Raw genomic sequence first — 18,303 nt, forward strand, 5'->3', positions numbered from 1 at the left:
TAGTTCCACATTTGAAAACTGGGCATTGATCGCACGCTTTCGTGTGCCAAAACCTAATTTATCTAAAATACCAAAGATATTATTTATCATTATTATGACCTATTATTAATTAATAAATCTTAATAAATACATAAGGAATATTCAATATTTAAAGCATTTCATTTTGTTTCAGTTGAATTAAAAGCTTTTGATAGCCTAGAACCGTATAACGTCCTAGCTGATATTTTTCTTGGAACTTCTCAACACTCAGCTGTTCTAAATCTTGTTGATGTTCCAATACCCAAGCTTTTTTTTGATCCTCTATCGTGATATTTAAAAACTTCCTTAAAATCATACGGTTTTTAACAATATATTTTTCTTTTCGATTTAGAATTTTTGCAATTTCAGCAATACTCAAATGTAATGAAAGTAAAATATCTTGGTTTCGTAACCGCCAATCTTGAACTAGATCCACATGATGAGGGATATTTAACAGCCTTTTAAGCCTCCCTTTTCTACGATCGACTAGCGATAGATTAATACCCAATTTTTTTGCCAACTCCTCATTACTGAAATTAGGATTGAGTAGAACTTCTTGATGTTCCAATAGCCACTTTTCATTTTGCTCTACGACTTTGGGTATTTGTAAAATTTCACGAAGCTTGGCTTTTGCACGAAGAATTTGCCCAGTGGTTTTATTAAACTGGTCAGCTAATTCAGCGATGGTTTTTCCAGAATGTAGAAGCTCATTTTGGTTGTCTAAGAGCCATTGTTTTTTGTCTTTTTTATCTTGTTGAACCTGCTCAGAGAAAGTATTTTCACCTTGTTCTAAGCAAATACGATTATATGCATTTTTTGCAATAAATAAACTTACTTGAAATGCTTCTGCAATTTCTTGAGCAGTCATATTTAACATTTGTGATTTATGATCATTGAACCATTGTTCTCGTAAAATCTCCGCTTTACTTGCTCTAAGCTTTGTTTTCGCAGGAATATCAATCAATTCAGCCAACCACTTTTTATGTTGATAAACCTGTGTTCTTTTAAAGCCATATTTACTTTTTAGTTCATCCAAGCTGTCATATAAAAGCTCATCTTGATGTTCTAAAATCCACTGATCATCGCGATAAATAAATCTATTTTGAATACCTAAAGTTCGTCTAAATTTAGCAACCATACTCGTACTTAAATCAAGCTGCTGTTCAACTTCAGTAATAGAATGTGTTTTAACAAATTCTGCAATTTCAGGGGTCAAAATGAAAATGAATTTTCCCCCAATACCATCTCTTGGTGTTAAAGAATATGGCCATCCTTGATTAATGATAATGCCTGACGGTGTCTTTTTTTCATCATAAACGTCCCAATCCTCACCAGCCCAGTCTTTTATTGTCTTGATTTTATAATACTTATATTTCCCCATTATTTACCCCTTAAAATGTCTCAGACAAACACTGCCATAAAACTTTATTTTTAATAAAATCGTATATGTATGAGCAAAATTTCACCCATTTTTTTAATTATTTTAAATAATAACCAACTTTACCACCGATTAAAAGTAATGATTACTTTATACTCGGCATAATGGATCAATAACAAAACCAAGAGATCCTGTGATAAATAAATTTAAATTTTAAACATCTAATCAGCAAAAAAGCACCCGAAGGTGCTTTTTATCGTAACGTTATTTGCTCGGATACCAATCAAATAAGTTAAAGAAGTAAGGAATGTAAGTCACGATGACTAAAGCTGAGAACAATACCACCATTGGTAAAATCCAACGCTCATAACGATAGTAGAAGCTTGTATATTTGGCTTTTGCCTCTGCATCAGCAGCGGCAACCTCGGCATCTCCGACCGACATTCGTGTCAGCAAGTGATTCAATGCAACGGGTGGTGTAACATAACCAAACTCGAAAGCCACCAATACCACCATCCAGAAATGAATCGGATGTATGCCATTCGCAAATGCCACAGGAGCAACAGTTGTAGCAACCAAAATTACAGCGCCAAATGGGTCTGTCGTCATACCAATCAAGGCAAGTAAGAGTGCCATGAAACCAAGTGTAATCAAGATACTACCAAGATGCGTTGGTATTAAAGTCACAATTTCACTGCGTTCAATCAAACCACCAATACTCACGGACAAGGCCATAAGAATAATTAACGCACCGATATGTCCAACACTCTCAGAAGTCGCATAGCGGATCGCACCAGCAAAACTACGTTTCTTTTCAGCATCTTCGCCATGTTCACGTAAATACTCTGACTTGCGTTCATGCTCAAGCTCTAAAGCTCTATTCGGATTTTCAGGCGTAGGTAACTTATTACCTAAAACTTTATCGAATAAAATAAATGCCAACAGCATGATTGGAAGAATTACAGGTGCTGTAAACTCATCCATTTGCGTATCTAGACCATACTTATAGAATCCTATAACAATGATCGCAATTAAAATATATGGAATGACTGGAACAAAAGCTCGAAGCATGCCCGGTACAGCAATTTTTGGTGAATTAATACGGAATTTATTTTCAGCAAGCAATAAAGACACACCTAGGAAAATAAACGCAGTTAACCAAAATACATAAATACCATGATCGAATAATTCATCAGATGTTACATGACGGCTATCCAACATCGAAATCAGAATAACCAGAATACATGGACGTAATACCACACCCAATGAACCTGACATTGCAGATACTGCCAATGCATATTGACGTCGTGCACCAGAGTTCCACACTTCCTTATAAATGATCGCACCAGCCGCCACAACGAAGATACCCGAAGCACCCGTGTAAGCGGTTGGAATAGCAGCACCAATCAAAATAATCCAAGTCAATGTTTCAGGTGCAAGATTCCATGGACGTAGAATTGCCAAGAATAAATCCATAACACGTGTTTGGGTCAACAACATACCTGCCCAAATAAACAGTGCTAAGTTTAAGAAAATTCCTGAGAATTCAACCAAAAAGCCAAGGTAAATCCCTTGCCCCATTGGATAATCCATGAAGAAGGTAAAGGCGATTCCCGTGATAATTGCCATAAAGGCATATAAAGGAATACATAACAAGGCTAGGCCAAATTTACCGCCTTCTTCTGCATTTGCAGGGGTACGGAACAGTTGGAATAAACTAATCAGTGTTAAGCTGACGAATAAAAACATCCATAGCCAATATACAGCAAGCGTTTCAAAGGTAGAAACAACCCCTGAATTCAATACTGAACGATACTGGCTAAATACAGAGAAACTCAGGAATGCGTTACCTACGATCATAGCAATCGAATAAACTTTATGATCAAGTTTAGTTCTTGCTGGACGCAGACCAATATGATGCATTTTCAAAGAAGCTGAAATTGCAGCAATCATCACCATAACGACAAGAAGAATAACTCGGTTTTCCACGCCCCATTTTAGAATCCAGAAGAACCCTGTTTCCATCGTACGGTAAGCACGAATAGTGGTATGTTCTTCCATGTATTTCATGGATTTATCGTAGAAAGCAAATTTTCCTTCACATTCTTGTTGTGCAGCCATAAATGATTGTCTGATATCGGCCTCAGGAGTTACCCCGAAAAATGCCACATCAGGATCATTTGCTTCCTGTTGCATTTTTTCTTTTACGAGGGTGTCAATATTCAGATTAGGATCACAAGAAGGCTTTTGAGGCTCTGCTCTTAAATAAGAATACTGCATTCCTATTTGTTCATTTCCGTAAAGTTTTTCACCAAAACGGAGCATTTGCCCATGAATCATATCCCCTGTCCCAATAATGAGGGTCAGAAGAAGCAGGATAAGTATGGAAAAGGTTGAGAACCACTCATTCCAGAGATAACTGAGTAGACCTAATCCTGATCTTTTATTTACAGGTTCTTGCATTGTTATTCCAGTTTTTATATATCGCCGTCATACAATGGTTTGCATAACGCATATTTTATTTTGGTCAATGGTAAAGTCCTTTACCAATACCCATTCCTATTATTACAACTTAAATTTTCCTTAATTTTTCAAAAAAGAATATGACATTGCTTCGATTATTTAAGGCACTTTTTGCCAACTCAAGCCATAGCTCAGAAACTTACATACACTTTGGGTTTAATCTTAATAGTTGATATTTACTCACTAAGCTTTATACACTCATGTGATAAATTAGAAAATTTAAAGAAAATGAAGTGCTACACCTATCACTGTAATAATCATTGATATATTTCCGAGTTTATATCAATAACTAAAATACCTTTAATGTTGAAAGAATCAACCAAAATCGACATTAATTTCTAAAATTTGATATTCGCCTATATTTTAAACAATTAATCAAATCATACTCTATTATCAACCATACCACCTACCCAAGTATTTATTTTAATTAAATATATCTGATTAGATTAAAATAAGACTTTATTATTTTTTAAACATTCTTGTTCACTTTTTCAATCACCTCTATACGAAAAATAATACAAATTATTGCCAACAATGTACCAAATATTGCTCCCCATAAATGCGCCTGAGTGAGTACTGGATGACCAATCAATTGAGCAGTTTGAAATGAGCCAAAGTAATATTCCCAAATAATTTTAATCAGTATGAGCAGCAGAATAATACTCGCAAAGTACCGCTCTTTTTTTTCATTTAAACTCACAATCGCACAAAAAATAAATAGCCCATGCAAAATCCCTGATAAACCTGCATACGCAAAAACATTTGGATAAATGAAATGAAAAATAATACTTAACAATACAGGCAATATGATAAGTAATACTATTAAATACCACCACCTAATATTGGAAAATAAAAATGGTAAACAAGCAAAGGCTAGAATATTTAATAAATAATGAATCCAACCTACATGTACCCAATGCCCGGTCCATATACGCCATGGTTGTGAAAATAGAACATCATATTGATAAATCAAATGCTGCTGAAAAAATTGAAGAATACCAAAAAAAATAGCGCATCCTATTATCATGAAGCAACTTAGACGGAGTTGTTGTCTTTCCATTATCCACCAGCAAAAAGAAGAGCCGTTGCTCTTCTTTTAGTGAAAATTTATTAAAATCGTATTACTCACTACTTCCAGTCACTTCTTCTGTTGGTGTAGCTACATCAGAACTGTCTGTTGGTGCAGGAAAATCATTAAATAATTCGTCATCACCTGATGTATTTTGCTCATCCCAGAATGTAGACATTCCATCATCAGCAGCACGCACACCCGTGTTTTCTGTCCAATAACGGTCTGCAATACCTTGAATCATATGACCCGCCATACTATCCAATAATCTAAACTCTGGGTTAACAGGTTTATCTTCTGCACGAGACGCAGCATATGCTTTTAAAGCATTACGCAATTTAGTATCGTCACCGCTCGCTTGTGCAGCAACCGCATTCATCGCAAACGCTAAACGAACCCCTTTCTGCTCAGCAATTTGCATCGATTGTTGCAAAGTCTGTATTGGATCAGGTTTACCATCTCCAGCACCAGGTAACAAGGTCCAAATAACTGCACGTGTTGCATTTGGTGCACCCCAAAATTTATTATTATCCAAACATGCCATACCACGTTCTACAATCGCAGCAATATCCTTCGGCACATTCACTGCACCTCCAGAGTTAATATCATTGGTCATCGCCTGTAAACCACTCAGCATACCAATTAAATAAACTGTTTGATCCAAGTCTTTACGCATGGTTGGACATGAATCGCCCAAAGTATATTTATATTTCGCCTGCCAACGTTCAGCAAAAAGTTGATAACCTGTATATTGGCGCTCTGCAGCCAGTGCTGCCCAACGCTTCTGTTCTACACGCGCATCTTGAGCTTCTGTTACTTTGCCGTCTTTTGAAGCACGTAAATATCTGAGTTCAGCATCTAAGGCACGGTTTTCTGCACACATACCAGCGGCTGAATAGAGAAGCACCGCCATACGGGTTGGATCTGCCCCCATATCCTTTGTTGCCATAATGGCTGGTGTTAATGCATTTCCAGAATTACATGCCATATCTGTGTCCCCACCCGTAAGAATCGGTGGGACAATATGTTTTTCACTAAATCCAATTGCAATATTTGCACCAGATTTCACTACATATGAACAGCCAGATAAAACAGATGAAGCGACAACAGCGGTCAGCATCAATTGACCAAATTTGTGGACCTTAGACATTTTCCTGTCCTCTATATAATTGTGTTTATGTCCTTTTTAACCAACAATATCAGATGCACTCTCCGAATAAAAGAGTAATTGCTCTAATTTTATCGAATCAATGTGCCACAAAGGCAAAACAATTCAATTGACCTAAGTTTATATTTATACGAATTTTAGGCAAAAAAAAGTAGCATTGCGACGGTTCTGCACATGCTACTTGTTAAAAGGTAAACTCTTAGGAGAGTTTATTGGTTTTGAGCTTGGTTAGCTTATTTTCATTCGCTTTCTCAATCTGTTCCCTCAGCACAGTTCCTAATCTTCCTATACTAATCGCAAAAACAATCGCGATGATTAGAAACCAAAACGTATGAATTTCACTCATTAGGAAATCCCTCATTCGCTGTTGGTTTTTTTAATTTACAATGAAGTTCTCAAATACATTCAGATAATTGTCCGACAATCTGCATATTTACTATTTTTCATTTGTTTTCGTCTAACAAAACACTATATTCCATATAAATTTAAAATAAGTCTATGTTTTTTAATATTATAAAAAATTTTTAACTATTTTATTTTGTTAGACAATTTTTAGAATTTACAGCGTGTTTTTAGAGATTTCCACTGATATTGTGTGATTTGATCCTGCCAAATGATGAAAGGCATTAATTTTTTATCCTCAAAATTGACTGCAATGTAAACACCATGATCAATAAATCGTTCAATTTTCACATGCTGGATTTTTTGAGATGATTGGTATTGTATTGACCAGAATTGATAATCCAATTGTTCTAATTTATAAGCGCTATTGCGACGACGAAAAAAAATTAAACTCAAATAAGCAATGATAAAACAGCCCATGCTTAGCCAAATACCCATCGTGAAATAGATCAAAGTTAACATGAAAAATAAACATAAAAATTGAAAACCCAGTGCAAATCGACTGGGTTTTAAATGATAACAATAATGGACGGCTTGACTATCCATGGACATATTTTTTTAATTTAGTGATCAAATCACGTAGTTCAGAACGTGGTGGTTCAGATACTTCCATAAACCAATCAAGCAAATCTGGATCTTCTTGATCAACCAATTCTTTAAATAAAGCACGTTCATGAGCATCAGCTTGTAAGTAATACTGCTTTACATAAGGATCAAAATAAACGTCGATTTCTTTTAAACCACGTCGAGCACGATAGATCACTTTACGCTCTTCTAATGTTATTTCATCAGACATTATTTTCCCCTTTTTAAATTCAAGCATAGTTTACCTCATTTCTATTTAAAATTTTCTTCTTTTATCTAAATGACCAAATTCATCATTTTTTGATTTGTTTTGAGCATTCATCTCATTGCGACGCCTAGCAGTTTCACATAATTTCTAAGGACTAAAATTCTATTTGGATCATATAAAAATGCAATCAGGCGCCATTCGACCTTTAGCAAACATGCTACCGCGTAAATTATTTAATGCTGAACATGAGGCATTTAGAGAAACTGTACGTAAATTCTATGAAAAAGAAGTTGTACCCAATATCGAAAAATATGAAAAACAACAACATGTAGATCGTGATTTATGGAATAAAGCTGGGGCATTAGGTCTCTTATGTGCAACCATGCCAGAAGAATATGGCGGTTATGGCGTAGACCGTTTATACAGCATGATCCTGATCGAAGAACAAGCGTATGCAATGGACTCTGCAACGGGTTTTTCATTGCATTCAGATATTGTCGCCAATTATCTCAACAATTTTGCAAATGAAGAACAAAAGAAAAAATGGCTACCTAAAATGGCATCAGGTGAGGTTGTTACAGCGATTGCAATGACCGAACCAGGTACTGGTTCAGACTTACAAGGTGTTCGCACCACTGCTGTTTTAGATGGTGATGATTATGTGATCAATGGTTCTAAAATCTTTATTACCAATGGTTATTTATGTGATATGGCAATTGTTGTATGTAAAACAGGTAGCTCGGATAAAGGATCTGCCAATCTTTCATTAATCATTGTTGAAGCTGATCGTGCTGGTTTTACCAAAGGCCAACCATTAAATAAAATTGGTATGAAAGGTCAAGACACTTGCGAATTATTCTTTGAAGATGTCCGTGTACCTAAAGAAAACTTAATAGGTATGGAAGGCATGGGTTTTATCATGTTAATGAAAGAACTGGCTTGGGAACGCATGCTTGTTGCGATTATCTGCCAAGCGGGTGCTGAAGCCGCTTTTGCCCATACTGTGCAATACACCAAAGACCGTAAAGCTTTTAACAAACCGATTGGTGCTTTTCAAAATACACGTTTTAAACTGGCAGAAATGCGTACAGAAATTGATTTCTGTCGTGCTTATCTCGATCGTTGCATGGAACTACAACTCGAAGGCACGTTAGGAATCGAAGCTGCCGCAGCTGCAAAATATAAAATTTCTGAGTTATTTTCAAACGTTGTTGATGAGTGTTTGCAGTTACATGGTGGCTATGGCTATATGCTTGAATACCCTATTGCTCGTGCATATATTGACAATAGAGCCAACCGAATCTATGCAGGAACCAATGAAATTATGAAAGAACTCATTTCACGTTCTTTATAGCTTTTAATTCATCTTTAAATAAAACAAGAAAAGGAGTCTTTTTACTCCTTTTCTATGCATCAAATAACAATCTAGTTTAATCAAAAAAATTTGAGTGTGTTGAATACGTTCTTCTATTTTTAAATAACACATAAAAAAAGGAGCTTTCGCTCCTTTTAATTTTTCTACATCAATTAAGAAACAAGTTTAGGCTTCTTTTCTGCTTGAGCTTCACGCTTATAAAATTTTAACACACCATCATCAAATCGAGCATTTTTCAATTCTTTACGATCTGCTAAATAATTATTCGATACTTTCCATGGTGCATGTTTACCTTGTTTTGGCATCACATCAGCTGCACGGGCAATATAACCAGAACTTAGGCTTCCCATTACAGTATCTTCCATTAATTCAGTCGCATCACCTTGAGGAATAACTTCATCAAAGCCTTTTTGATCCATGTAATTCACAAGACGGCAAATATAGTCTGCTGCAATATCCACTTTGAGTGTCCACGAAGCATTAATATATCCAATAATCATCGCCATATTCGGCACATCACTGACCATTACACCTTGATAAAGCATATGTTGTGAAGTATTCATTGGTTTGCCATCAATCGTGGCTTTAATACCTCCTAGAATCTGAATTTCTAGACCTGTTGCAGATACAATAATATCCGCATCCAAGTGCTTACCTGACTTTAATAAAATTCCTGTCTCAGTAATTTTTTCTATTTGATCTGTTTCAACACTGGCTTTACCTGAACGTAAAATCTTAAATAGATCACCATCAGGAACCACACATAAACGCTGATCCCAAGGATTATAGTGTGGGGTAAAATGTTTCATATCCACTTTACCTTTTAATTGCATTTCAATTGATTTTAAAAGGAATCTGCGCAGTAATTTTGGTTGCTTTTGAGCAAGTGCATAAATGCCTCGTTGCATTCCAATATTACGTGCACGAGTTAATTTATACGCCACATCCTCAGGTAACACTTTACGCATCTTGTCATAAACAAAATCAACAGATGGAATAGATGCAATATAAGTTGGTGAACGTTGCAACATCGTTACATGAGACGCTCCGCCTTTCGACATGGCTGGAACTAAAGTAATTGCCGTTGCGCCACTACCGATAATAACCACTTTTTTACCAGTATAATCTAACTTTTCTGGCCAAAATTGAGGATTAATAAACTCGCCTTTAAATGCATCTTTATTTGGGAAATCAGGCTGATAACCTTGGTCATAATTGTAATACCCCGTACAACCGACAACAAAATTAGCGACCCAGGTCTGTAATTTTCCGCTTTGGTCTTCAATTTCAACAAACCACTTTTTAATTGAAGAATCATAATTTGCTGTACGTACACGATGTTGAAAATGAATTTTGTTTTTTAATTTATATTCTTCTACAACTTCAGCAACATAGCCTTTAATTGAAGCTCCATCAGCCAAAACATTGGCTTTTTGCCATGGTTTAAAATTAAAACCAAAAGTCGACATATCAGAATCTGAACGGATACCAGGATATTTAAATAAATCCCAAGTTCCACCAAAACTTTCACGACGCTCAATAATTTCGAACGAACGTTGTGGTGAATTTTTAGATAAATGCGCAGCCACACCTATACCAGAAATACCTGCGCCTACAATCAGAATATCAACCTGTCTTTCCATGTTCTTTTTATAACCTATTTAAGAGTACATTTTTATTAAATCATAAAATTGACAATACGCAATGTCAAGTTTGTATTTTTCCGACAAATTTCATATCACTTGGGGACAACTTCTTATATTGTCTAACAATTATTAATTTTTAGAATAAAAAAAGGTCGGTAAAATACCGACCTTTTTCGAACAACCGATTGTTCTATGGCGTATAAGTAATTAGTTTACTTCACGATCCACAAGTTCTACATAAGCCATCGGCGCAGCATCACCTGCACGGAAACCAGCTTTAAGAACACGTAGATAACCGCCGTTACGTTCTTTGTAACGAGGGCCAAGAACGGTAAATAATTTACCAACTGTTGCTGCTGAACGAGTACGAGCAAATGCCAAACGACGGTTTGCTACAGTATCGTTTTTAGCTAAAGTGATTAAAGGCTCAGCAACACGACGTAATTCTTTTGCTTTAGGCACAGTTGTTTTGATCAACTCATGCTCAAACAAAGAATTCGCCATGTTTTGGAACATCGCTTTACGATGGCTGCTGGTACGGCCTAATTTCACACCACTATTACGATGACGCATGGTGATAGTCCTACTTAATTAACGGCTACGATAGGCGAAACGATCGTCCATACGGAGACTAGCTGGTGGCCAGTTCTCTAAACGCATGCCGAGTTGTAAGCCTTTAGAAGCCAGAACATCTTTGATCTCTGTAAGCGATTTTTTACCAAGGTTAGGCGTTTTAAGTAACTCAACCTCAGTGCGCTGTACTAGATCACCAATGTAGTAAATATTTTCTGCTTTCAAACAGTTAGCAGAACGAACAGTAAGCTCTAGATCATCTACTGGACGAAGCAAAATTGGATCAACTTCTTCACGTGGTTCTTGAGCAACTGGAGCTTGATCTTTCTGAAGATCAACAAAAATTGCAATTTGTTGTTGCAAGATTGTCGCCGCTTTGCGGATCGCTTCTTCAGGATCTACAGTACCATTTGTTTCAAGATCAATGACGAGCTTATCAAGGTCAGTACGTTGTTCTACACGAGCGTTTTCCACTGTGTAAGACACGCGCTTGATTGGGCTATAAGAAGCATCTAACTGTAAACGACCAACAGGACGTGTTTCACCTTCAGGGAAACGAGAGTCAGATGTTTCATAACCACGGCCTTGAGAAACTTTCAGGCGCATTTTCAATGAGCCAGAAGCACTTAAAGTACCAATCAAATGTTCAGGGTTAACCACTTCGACATTATGAGGTAAACGAAGATCAGCAGCAGTTACGTCGCCAGGTCCTTGTTTCTCTAATGTTAAATATGCTTCGTTTTGATCGAACAGCTTAATAGACAATCCTTTTAGGTTCAGCAAGAGCTCGACGATGTCCTGCTGCAAGCCTTCTAAAGTACTGTACTCGTGCTCGACACCTTCTATCTCAACTTCCACCACGGCAGCGCCAGGTAGAGAAGATAATAGGATGCGACGTAAAGCATTACCAAGAGTATGGCCAAAACCACGCTCTAACGGTTCAAGAATCACTTTTGCCGAGGTCCCGCTTGCCGCTTCGACCTTGATCGCTTGCGGAGTTAGAAACTCGTTTGCAGTACGCGTCATTATTGCTACCTCAAGGATTATTTAGAATACAATTCTACAATCAAGCTTTCGTTGATTTCAGCAGGTAAATCAGAACGATCTGGTGCAGCTTTAAATGTACCTTCAAGTTTTGAATGATCTACTTCAATCCAAGAAGCTGTACCACGTTGAGCAGCCAATTCAATTGCGTTTTTAATACGTAATTGTTGTTTAGCGCCTTCGTGAACTGCGATCACGTCACCCGCTTTAACTTGGATTGACGCGATGTTAACGCGACGACCATTTAAAGTGATTGAACGGTGAGATACTAGCTGACGAGCTTCTGCACGTGTAGAACCAAAACCCATGCGATAAACAACGTTATCGAGGCGGCTTTCAAGCAATTTCAACAAGTTTTCACCTGTTGCGCCTTTAACACGAGCAGCTTCTTTATAGTAGTTACTAAATTGACGTTCTAAAACACCGTACATACGACGTACTTTTTGTTTTTCACGTAATTGTAGTGAGTACTCAGATTGTTTACCACCACGAGCTCCGCCATGTTGGCCAGGAGCTTTAGCGGCTTTTTTAGTTTTGACGTCAAATGGTTTAACGCCAGATTTTAATTGCAGGTCTGTCCCTTCGCGGCGAGAGAGTTTGCATTTTGGACCAATATAACGAGCCATGAATGTTTCTCCTTACACGCGACGTTTTTTAGGTGGACGGCAACCGTTGTGCGGGATTGGCGTCACATCGGTAATGCTGTTAATTTTATAACCCACTGCACCTAAAGCACGAACCGCAGATTCACGACCAGGACCAGGACCTTTTACAAGGACGTCCAAGTTTTTCAAACCGTAATCTAAAGCAGCTTTACCAGCAACTTCAGCAGCTACCTGAGCAGCAAACGGAGTTGATTTACGTGATCCACGGAAGCCTTGTCCACCAGAGGTAGCCCAAGCCAGTGCATTACCTTGACGATCGGTAATAGTCACAATGGTGTTATTAAAAGAAGCGTGAATGTGTGCAACACCTTCAGAGACGGTACGAGTGACCTTCTTGCGTGTGCGAGTATCTTTAGCCATCTTTTAGCTTCCAGAAATCTTATTTCTTAATAGGTTTGCGCGGACCTTTACGGGTACGTGCGTTAGTTTTGGTGCGTTGTCCGCGAACAGGCAAGCTGCGACGATGACGAAGACCACGATAGCAGCCTAAATCCATTAAACGTTTAATGTTCATGGAAATTTCGCGACGTAAATCACCTTCGGTCGGAACCTTAGCAACTTCTGCACGAATCGCATCAAGCTGAGCATCATCTAATTCACGAATTTTAGTAGTAGTAGCAATGCCTGCAGCAGCTAAAATGTTTTTAGCAGTGTGACGGCCAATACCAAAAATATACGTGAGAGAGATAACAGCATGCTTGTTATCCGGAATGTTTACACCGGCAATACGAGCCATTCAAATTTCTCCAAAAAGGCAGTAGAGATAATCAACCGCCCCACAAAAATCTTGAGGGGCGGATAATAACCTAATTAGCCTACTGAAATCAACAGGTCTTAATTAAATTAACCTTGACGCTGCTTATGACGAGGTTCTGCGCTGCAAATTACGCGAATAACCCCATTACGACGGATAACTTTACAGCTACCACAAATTTTTTTTACAGAAGCTTGTACTTTCATGATGAAACCTTCTAAGTGCGCTTATCCCTTAGGATGAGCAGTCGTTTTTCTCATTAACGATTGATTATCATACTGATGCGACGTTAAGTGGGCTTGAAGCTGAGCCATAAAGTCCATAACCACTACAACCACAATAAGTAATGAGGTACCGCCCAAGTGGAACGGAATACCAAAAGAACTTTGCAAGATCATCGGCATTAAGCAGATAACTGTGATGTATATAGCACCAATAAATGTCAAACGATTAAGAATATGATCTAAGTAACGAGCAGTTTGCTCACCTGGGCGAATACCAGGTACGTAAGCTCCACTGCGTTTCAAGTTTTCCGAAACCTCTTTTGGGCTGAAAACCAGCGCCGTATAGAAGTAGCAGAAAAAGATAATTAACGCACCGAAGAGCACCAAATACAAAGGTTGTCCAGGCGATAATACTAATGCCAAATCTTGTAGCGCACGCTTCACGAATCCTGCATTTGGATCAGCACTACCTAACCATTGACCTAAGCTTGCAGGGAACAACAATAACGAACTAGCGAAAATTGCTGGAATTACCCCTGCCATATTAATTTTCAATGGCAAATGTGTCTGCTGTGCAGTAAATACGCGACGCCCTTGCTGCTTTTGAGCATAGTTAACAGGTATGCGACGTTGAGCTTTTTCAATGAACACAATTGCTGCTAATACAGCAATTGATAGTAATCCAAATATTGCCAAACCAATTAAACTTGATTGACCATTATCTACAGATGTAAATGCTTGGATCACTAAGTTTGGTAAACCAGCAACAATACCTGCAAAGATAATCATTGAGATACCATTACCAACACCACGTTCAGTAATCTGCTCACCTAACCACATTAAGAACATAGTACCTGCAACTAACGAAGTTAGTGCTGGAACGTAAAAAGCTAGCCCTGACGTCAAAGTAATCCCTTGACTGATCAGACCAGCACACATTCCAATACCTTGGACTAATGCAAGTAAAAGGGTGCCGTAACGCGTATATTGATTAATCTTACGCTTACCCTGCTCGCCTTCCTTTTTTAATGCCTCTAACGAAGGAACAACCGTAGACATTAACTGCACAATAATAGATGCAGAAATGTAAGGCATAATTCCTAACGCAAGAATTGACATTCGCTCTAATGCCCCGCCCGAGAACATATTAAACAAACCTAAAAAAGTACCTTCATTAGCTTTGAAAAAACGTTCTAGAGCGACGTTATCAATACCTGGCAGCGGAATATGCGCTCCTAGTCGAAAGACAACTAATGCACCAATTAAAAACATTAATCGGTGAATAATTTCACGGTATTTCACATGAAATGGTTGACCTTTCATCATGTTCACATGACCTGAAGAACTAGGAGACATAGTCACTCGCGATTACTCCTCGAATTTACCGCCAGCAGCTTCAACAGCAGCTTTAGCGCCTTTAGTCAATGCAACACCTTGTACAGTGAATGCACGAGTGATTTCACCAGAAAGAACGATACGAGCACGCACCATATCTTTACGTACAACATTCGCAGCTTTTAAAGTTTCAAGTGAAATCACATCACCTTCAACTTTAGCAAGTTCAGACAAACGTACTTCGGCAGTTTTCAAAGCCAATTGGCTTGTGAAACCGAATTTAGGTAAACGACGGTATAACGCAGTTTGACCACCTTCAAAACCTGGACGAACGCCACCACTTTTACGTGATTTTTGACCTTTGACACCACGGCCACCAGTCTTACCAACGCCAGAACCGATACCACGGCCTAAACGACGGTTTTCACGTTTTGCACCTTCAGCAGGTGCAAGCTCATTTAAACGCAGAGTCATGGCTTATTCCTCTACACTAACCATATAGTAGACTTTGTTGATCATACCACGGTTAGAAGGTGTATCCACCACTTCTACTGTATGACCAATACGACGCAGACCTAAACCTTGTAGGCAAAGTTTGTGATTTTTCAAACGATGCGCAGAAGATTTAGTCTGGGTAACTTTAATCGTTTTCATGATTGATTACCCTAAAATTTGTTCTACTGAAAGACCACGTTTCGCAGCAACTTTCTCAGGAGAAGTCATATCACGCAAACCGTTGAAAGTTGCGTTTACTACGTTAGCAGCGTTTGTAGAACCATAACATTTAGTCAATACGTTACGTACACCTACAGCTTCTAACACTGCACGCATAGCACCACCAGCAATTACACCTGTACCTTCAGAAGCAGGTTGCATGTAAACGCGGCTTGCACCGTGACGAGCATTGATAGGATGCTGAACAGTACCGTCAACTAGATCAACAGTAATCATGTTACGACGTGCAGCTTCAAGTGCTTTAGAAATAGCAGCTGGAACTTCACGTGCTTTACCACGACCAAAACCTACGCGACCATTACCATCACCTACCACAGTCAATGCTGTGAAAGAGAAAATACGACCACCCTTAACAACTTTGGCTACACGATCAACGGCAACCAGCTTTTCAACAAGACCTTCGTTTTGTTCAACTTTAGCCATGATTAGAACTCCAAGCCGTTTTCACGAGCAGCATCAGCCAAGGCTTTGATACGACCATGATATTTAAAACCAGAACGGTCAAATGCAACTTTAGTAACACCAGCTGCTTTAGCACGCTCTGCGATTAAAGCACCTACTTTAGTAGCCGCATCAACGTTACCAGTAGTACCACTACGCAAAGATGCATCCAAAGTAGAAGCTTGCGCTAATACTTTGCCACCATCTGCTGAAATAACTTGCGCATAGATGTGACGCGGAGTGCGGTTTACACACAAACGAGTCGCACCCAATGCACGAATGTGCAAGCGTGTGCTTTTCGCACGACGCAAACGGGATTGTTTCTTTTCGTTCATAAGAACCTCGCGCCTTATTTCTTCTTAGCTTCTTTACGAAGCACAACTTCATCCGAATAACGAACACCTTTACCTTTATATGGTTCAGGAGCACGGTAAGCACGGATTTCTGCAGCCACTTGACCCAACAACTGCTTATTCGCTGATTTCAAAATGATTTCAGTAGCAGTAGGAGTTTCTGCAGTTACGCCTTCTGGAAGAGAGTAATCGATTGGGTGAGAGTAACCAAGGTTAAGGTTAACAATAGTACCTTTAACCGCAGCTTTATAACCAACACCGATCAGTTGTAACTTACGTTCGAAGCCTTCGTTAACACCTTTAACAAGGTTGTTAAGAACAGCGCGAGCAGTACCAGCTTGCATCCAAGAATCGCGAGATTCTTTAACTGGAGCAATATGAAGTTGACCTTCTTCCTGTTTAAGCTCGACCAGCGCATGCAGGTTGAAAGACAAAGTACCTTTACTGCCTTTCACTTCGACCTGCCGGCCGTTCTGAGTAACTGTTACACCGTTAGGTACAGCTACTGGGGCTTTAGCCACACGAGACATGAGGAATCACCTATTAAGAAACAAAAGCAATAACTTCACCACCGATGCCCGCAGCACGTGCAGCGCGATCAGTCATGATGCCTTTGCTTGTAGAAACAATTGCAATACCTAAACCTTGCTTAACGCTAGGTAAGCTATCTTTACCGCGATATTGGCGTAGACCTGGACGGCTTACACGCTTCACAGTTTCAATAACTGGTTTGCCTTCAAAATATTTTAAAGTAATTGTCAAAGTAGCTTTGCCTTCAGAATCAGCAACATCTACATTTGAAATGTAACCTTCTTGTTGAAGTACATTTGCAATTGCAACTTTCAACTTAGAATTAGGCATAGAAACAGTTTGTTTCTTTGCCATTTGTGCGTTACGAACACGAGTTAACATGTCGGCAACGGTATCTTGCATACTCATTTATAGTCGCTCCTTACCAGCTTGCCTTAACAACGCCCGGTACATCACCTTGCATTACTGTATCGCGTAATTTGTTACGGCTTAAACCGAACTTACGGAAGTAACCATGAGGACGACCAGTTAAACCACAACGGTTACGAAGACGTACTGGAGACGCATTACGTGGTAATGCTTGTAACTTCATCATCGCTTCGAAACGTTCTTCATCAGATGCATTTACGTTTGCAATCGTTGCTTTTAATTCAGCACGTTTTGCAGCATATTTTGCAACTGTAGCTTCGCGTTTCAATTCGCGATTAATCATACCTTTCTTAGCCATATCGACCTCTTATTTGAACGGGAAGCCAAATGCACGGATTAGCGCACGGCCTTCGTCATCGGTGCGAGCAGTCGTAGTGATAGTAATATCCATACCACGAATACGATCGATCTTATCAAAATCGATTTCAGGGAACATAATTTGTTCCTTGAGACCCATTGAGTAGTTACCACGACCATCGAATGATTTCGCAGAAAAACCGCGGAAGTCACGAATACGAGGGATCGCAATAGAGATCAAACGGTCTAAGAATTCGTACATTTGTTCGCCGCGTAAAGTTACTTTACAACCAATCGGCCAACCATCACGGATTTTAAAACCAGCGATTGATTTACGAGCTAAAGTAAGTACTGGTTTTTGACCAGCGATAGCTTGCATATCAGCCAAAGCGCCATCTAATAATTTCTTATCAGCTGAAGCTGCACCAACACCCATGTTGATGGTGATTTTAGTGATGCGAGGAATCTCCATCACATTACCCAAACCAAGTTCTTCTTTTAACTTAGCTCGGATTTCGTCGTTATAACGTGTTTTAAGTCTGGCCATAGC

Annotated in this window: 24 protein-coding genes; 1 reads left to right on the plus strand and 23 read right to left on the minus strand. The window is 38.8% G+C overall.

Features of this window, described 5'->3' with window-relative positions; all coding sequences use genetic code 11:
• Window positions 1-148: 148 nt before the first annotated feature.
• From D7V20_RS01375 to D7V20_RS01400, 7 genes are all read right to left on the minus strand, one after another.
• A complete protein-coding gene (locus D7V20_RS01375) occupies window positions 149-1,399 on the minus strand; it encodes a hypothetical protein (protein ID WP_120382574.1) in 1,251 nt (416 codons plus the stop codon).
• A gap of 261 nt (window positions 1,400-1,660) precedes the next feature.
• Window positions 1,661-3,859 carry a TRAP transporter large permease subunit gene (locus tag D7V20_RS01380; RefSeq protein WP_120382575.1) on the minus strand — a complete coding sequence of 733 codons (2,199 nt, stop codon included), beginning with the start codon at window positions 3,857-3,859 and terminating at the stop codon, window positions 1,661-1,663.
• 529 nt (window positions 3,860-4,388) lie between these two features.
• The gene (gene rrtA / locus D7V20_RS01385; RefSeq protein WP_120382576.1) at window positions 4,389-4,979 is read right to left on the minus strand and encodes a rhombosortase; all 591 of its coding nucleotides are present in this window, start codon (window positions 4,977-4,979) and stop codon (window positions 4,389-4,391) included.
• A gap of 61 nt (window positions 4,980-5,040) precedes the next feature.
• A complete protein-coding gene (locus D7V20_RS01390; protein ID WP_120382577.1) occupies window positions 5,041-6,138 on the minus strand; it encodes a hypothetical protein in 1,098 nt (365 codons plus the stop codon).
• Between the two features lie 217 nt (window positions 6,139-6,355).
• Window positions 6,356-6,502 carry a hypothetical protein gene (locus D7V20_RS19805; RefSeq protein ID WP_171407725.1) on the minus strand — a complete coding sequence of 49 codons (147 nt, stop codon included), beginning with the start codon at window positions 6,500-6,502 and terminating at the stop codon, window positions 6,356-6,358.
• 206 nt (window positions 6,503-6,708) lie between these two features.
• The gene (locus D7V20_RS01395; RefSeq protein ID WP_407923913.1) at window positions 6,709-7,110 is read right to left on the minus strand and encodes a protein YgfX; all 402 of its coding nucleotides are present in this window, start codon (window positions 7,108-7,110) and stop codon (window positions 6,709-6,711) included.
• Window positions 7,097-7,354 (minus strand): FAD assembly factor SdhE, encoded by a 258-nt coding sequence (locus D7V20_RS01400; RefSeq protein WP_120382579.1) that lies wholly within the window; start codon window positions 7,352-7,354, stop codon window positions 7,097-7,099. The genes D7V20_RS01395 and D7V20_RS01400 overlap by 14 nt, the downstream gene beginning before the upstream one ends.
• A 178-nt stretch (window positions 7,355-7,532) precedes the next feature.
• Here D7V20_RS01400 and D7V20_RS01405 point away from each other — a divergent pair, with 178 nt between their 5' ends.
• The gene (locus tag D7V20_RS01405) at window positions 7,533-8,705 is read left to right on the plus strand and encodes an acyl-CoA dehydrogenase family protein (protein WP_120382580.1); all 1,173 of its coding nucleotides are present in this window, start codon (window positions 7,533-7,535) and stop codon (window positions 8,703-8,705) included.
• A 173-nt stretch (window positions 8,706-8,878) separates the two neighbouring features.
• Here the strand turns inward: D7V20_RS01405 and D7V20_RS01410 are convergent, their stop codons facing one another.
• From D7V20_RS01410 to rplE, 16 genes are all read right to left on the minus strand, one after another.
• Window positions 8,879-10,369, minus strand: a complete 1,491-nt coding sequence (locus D7V20_RS01410) for a flavin-containing monooxygenase (protein ID WP_120382581.1) — start codon at window positions 10,367-10,369, stop codon at window positions 8,879-8,881.
• 210 nt (window positions 10,370-10,579) lie between these two features.
• Entirely contained in the window at window positions 10,580-10,945 is a 366-nt protein-coding gene (rplQ, locus tag D7V20_RS01415) for a 50S ribosomal protein L17 (RefSeq protein ID WP_004281488.1), read from the minus strand.
• An 18-nt stretch (window positions 10,946-10,963) separates the two neighbouring features.
• The gene (locus D7V20_RS01420) at window positions 10,964-11,971 is read right to left on the minus strand and encodes a DNA-directed RNA polymerase subunit alpha (protein ID WP_004816876.1); all 1,008 of its coding nucleotides are present in this window, start codon (window positions 11,969-11,971) and stop codon (window positions 10,964-10,966) included.
• Between the two features lie 17 nt (window positions 11,972-11,988).
• A complete protein-coding gene (rpsD, locus tag D7V20_RS01425) occupies window positions 11,989-12,615 on the minus strand; it encodes a 30S ribosomal protein S4 (RefSeq protein ID WP_010112125.1) in 627 nt (208 codons plus the stop codon).
• 12 nt (window positions 12,616-12,627) lie between these two features.
• Window positions 12,628-13,014, minus strand: coding sequence for a 30S ribosomal protein S11 (gene rpsK / locus D7V20_RS01430; protein WP_001040166.1), 387 nt, complete (start codon window positions 13,012-13,014; stop codon window positions 12,628-12,630).
• A gap of 19 nt (window positions 13,015-13,033) precedes the next feature.
• Entirely contained in the window at window positions 13,034-13,390 is a 357-nt protein-coding gene (gene rpsM, locus D7V20_RS01435) for a 30S ribosomal protein S13 (RefSeq protein WP_005012957.1), read from the minus strand.
• 107 nt (window positions 13,391-13,497) lie between these two features.
• Window positions 13,498-13,614 (minus strand): 50S ribosomal protein L36, encoded by a 117-nt coding sequence (gene rpmJ / locus D7V20_RS01440; protein ID WP_000867907.1) that lies wholly within the window; start codon window positions 13,612-13,614, stop codon window positions 13,498-13,500.
• A 21-nt stretch (window positions 13,615-13,635) separates the two neighbouring features.
• Complete coding sequence (secY, locus tag D7V20_RS01445) at window positions 13,636-14,955, minus strand: preprotein translocase subunit SecY (protein WP_171407731.1); 1,320 nt, start codon at window positions 14,953-14,955, stop codon at window positions 13,636-13,638.
• Between the two features lie 45 nt (window positions 14,956-15,000).
• The gene (rplO, locus tag D7V20_RS01450) at window positions 15,001-15,441 is read right to left on the minus strand and encodes a 50S ribosomal protein L15 (protein WP_120382583.1); all 441 of its coding nucleotides are present in this window, start codon (window positions 15,439-15,441) and stop codon (window positions 15,001-15,003) included.
• A gap of 3 nt (window positions 15,442-15,444) precedes the next feature.
• Window positions 15,445-15,621, minus strand: a complete 177-nt coding sequence (rpmD, locus tag D7V20_RS01455; RefSeq protein ID WP_089605404.1) for a 50S ribosomal protein L30 — start codon at window positions 15,619-15,621, stop codon at window positions 15,445-15,447.
• A 6-nt stretch (window positions 15,622-15,627) separates the two neighbouring features.
• Complete coding sequence (gene rpsE, locus D7V20_RS01460; RefSeq protein ID WP_010111943.1) at window positions 15,628-16,125, minus strand: 30S ribosomal protein S5; 498 nt, start codon at window positions 16,123-16,125, stop codon at window positions 15,628-15,630.
• 2 nt (window positions 16,126-16,127) lie between these two features.
• Window positions 16,128-16,478 (minus strand): 50S ribosomal protein L18, encoded by a 351-nt coding sequence (rplR, locus tag D7V20_RS01465; protein WP_002049741.1) that lies wholly within the window; start codon window positions 16,476-16,478, stop codon window positions 16,128-16,130.
• A gap of 14 nt (window positions 16,479-16,492) precedes the next feature.
• Complete coding sequence (rplF, locus tag D7V20_RS01470; RefSeq protein ID WP_120382584.1) at window positions 16,493-17,026, minus strand: 50S ribosomal protein L6; 534 nt, start codon at window positions 17,024-17,026, stop codon at window positions 16,493-16,495.
• 13 nt (window positions 17,027-17,039) lie between these two features.
• On the minus strand, window positions 17,040-17,435 hold the full coding sequence (gene rpsH, locus D7V20_RS01475; protein ID WP_120382585.1) for a 30S ribosomal protein S8: 396 nt from the start codon (window positions 17,433-17,435) through the stop codon (window positions 17,040-17,042).
• A 13-nt stretch (window positions 17,436-17,448) separates the two neighbouring features.
• The gene (gene rpsN / locus D7V20_RS01480; protein ID WP_004825185.1) at window positions 17,449-17,754 is read right to left on the minus strand and encodes a 30S ribosomal protein S14; all 306 of its coding nucleotides are present in this window, start codon (window positions 17,752-17,754) and stop codon (window positions 17,449-17,451) included.
• 9 nt (window positions 17,755-17,763) lie between these two features.
• Window positions 17,764-18,300: a 50S ribosomal protein L5 gene (gene rplE, locus D7V20_RS01485; RefSeq protein ID WP_004725705.1), complete on the minus strand. Its 537-nt coding sequence runs from the start codon at window positions 18,298-18,300 to the stop codon at window positions 17,764-17,766.
• Between the last annotated feature and the right edge of the window lie 3 nt (window positions 18,301-18,303).

It is taken from the genome of Acinetobacter rongchengensis (genome assembly GCF_003611475.1).
In the GTDB taxonomy this organism is placed as follows: domain Bacteria; phylum Pseudomonadota; class Gammaproteobacteria; order Pseudomonadales; family Moraxellaceae; genus Acinetobacter; species Acinetobacter rongchengensis.

Coding starts and splice junctions, on each gene's coding strand:
- D7V20_RS01400 (WP_120382579.1), bottom strand. CDS start 7,354: ATGTCTGATGAAATAACATTAGAAGAGCGTAAAGTGATCTATCGTGCT.
- D7V20_RS01380 (WP_120382575.1), bottom strand. CDS start 3,859: ATGCAAGAACCTGTAAATAAAAGATCAGGATTAGGTCTACTCAGTTAT.
- D7V20_RS01395 (WP_407923913.1), bottom strand. CDS start 7,110: ATGTCCATGGATAGTCAAGCCGTCCATTATTGTTATCATTTAAAACCC.
- rplR (WP_002049741.1), bottom strand. CDS start 16,478: ATGAACGAAAAGAAACAATCCCGTTTGCGTCGTGCGAAAAGCACACGC.
- rpmD (WP_089605404.1), bottom strand. CDS start 15,621: ATGAAAACGATTAAAGTTACCCAGACTAAATCTTCTGCGCATCGTTTG.
- secY (WP_171407731.1), bottom strand. CDS start 14,955: ATGAAAGGTCAACCATTTCATGTGAAATACCGTGAAATTATTCACCGA.
- rpsN (WP_004825185.1), bottom strand. CDS start 17,754: ATGGCTAAGAAAGGTATGATTAATCGCGAATTGAAACGCGAAGCTACA.
- rrtA (WP_120382576.1), bottom strand. CDS start 4,979: ATGGAAAGACAACAACTCCGTCTAAGTTGCTTCATGATAATAGGATGC.
- rplF (WP_120382584.1), bottom strand. CDS start 17,026: ATGTCTCGTGTGGCTAAAGCCCCAGTAGCTGTACCTAACGGTGTAACA.
- D7V20_RS01375 (WP_120382574.1), bottom strand. CDS start 1,399: ATGGGGAAATATAAGTATTATAAAATCAAGACAATAAAAGACTGGGCT.
- rplE (WP_004725705.1), bottom strand. CDS start 18,300: ATGGCCAGACTTAAAACACGTTATAACGACGAAATCCGAGCTAAGTTA.
- rpsM (WP_005012957.1), bottom strand. CDS start 13,390: ATGGCTCGTATTGCCGGTGTAAACATTCCGGATAACAAGCATGCTGTT.
- D7V20_RS19805 (WP_171407725.1), bottom strand. CDS start 6,502: ATGAGTGAAATTCATACGTTTTGGTTTCTAATCATCGCGATTGTTTTT.
- D7V20_RS01410 (WP_120382581.1), bottom strand. CDS start 10,369: ATGGAAAGACAGGTTGATATTCTGATTGTAGGCGCAGGTATTTCTGGT.
- D7V20_RS01390 (WP_120382577.1), bottom strand. CDS start 6,138: ATGTCTAAGGTCCACAAATTTGGTCAATTGATGCTGACCGCTGTTGTC.
- rplQ (WP_004281488.1), bottom strand. CDS start 10,945: ATGCGTCATCGTAATAGTGGTGTGAAATTAGGCCGTACCAGCAGCCAT.
- rpsE (WP_010111943.1), bottom strand. CDS start 16,125: ATGGCTAAAGTTGAACAAAACGAAGGTCTTGTTGAAAAGCTGGTTGCC.
- D7V20_RS01405 (WP_120382580.1), top strand. CDS start 7,533: ATGCAATCAGGCGCCATTCGACCTTTAGCAAACATGCTACCGCGTAAA.
- rpsH (WP_120382585.1), bottom strand. CDS start 17,435: ATGAGTATGCAAGATACCGTTGCCGACATGTTAACTCGTGTTCGTAAC.
- rpsD (WP_010112125.1), bottom strand. CDS start 12,615: ATGGCTCGTTATATTGGTCCAAAATGCAAACTCTCTCGCCGCGAAGGG.
- rpsK (WP_001040166.1), bottom strand. CDS start 13,014: ATGGCTAAAGATACTCGCACACGCAAGAAGGTCACTCGTACCGTCTCT.
- rplO (WP_120382583.1), bottom strand. CDS start 15,441: ATGACTCTGCGTTTAAATGAGCTTGCACCTGCTGAAGGTGCAAAACGT.
- D7V20_RS01420 (WP_004816876.1), bottom strand. CDS start 11,971: ATGACGCGTACTGCAAACGAGTTTCTAACTCCGCAAGCGATCAAGGTC.
- rpmJ (WP_000867907.1), bottom strand. CDS start 13,614: ATGAAAGTACAAGCTTCTGTAAAAAAAATTTGTGGTAGCTGTAAAGTT.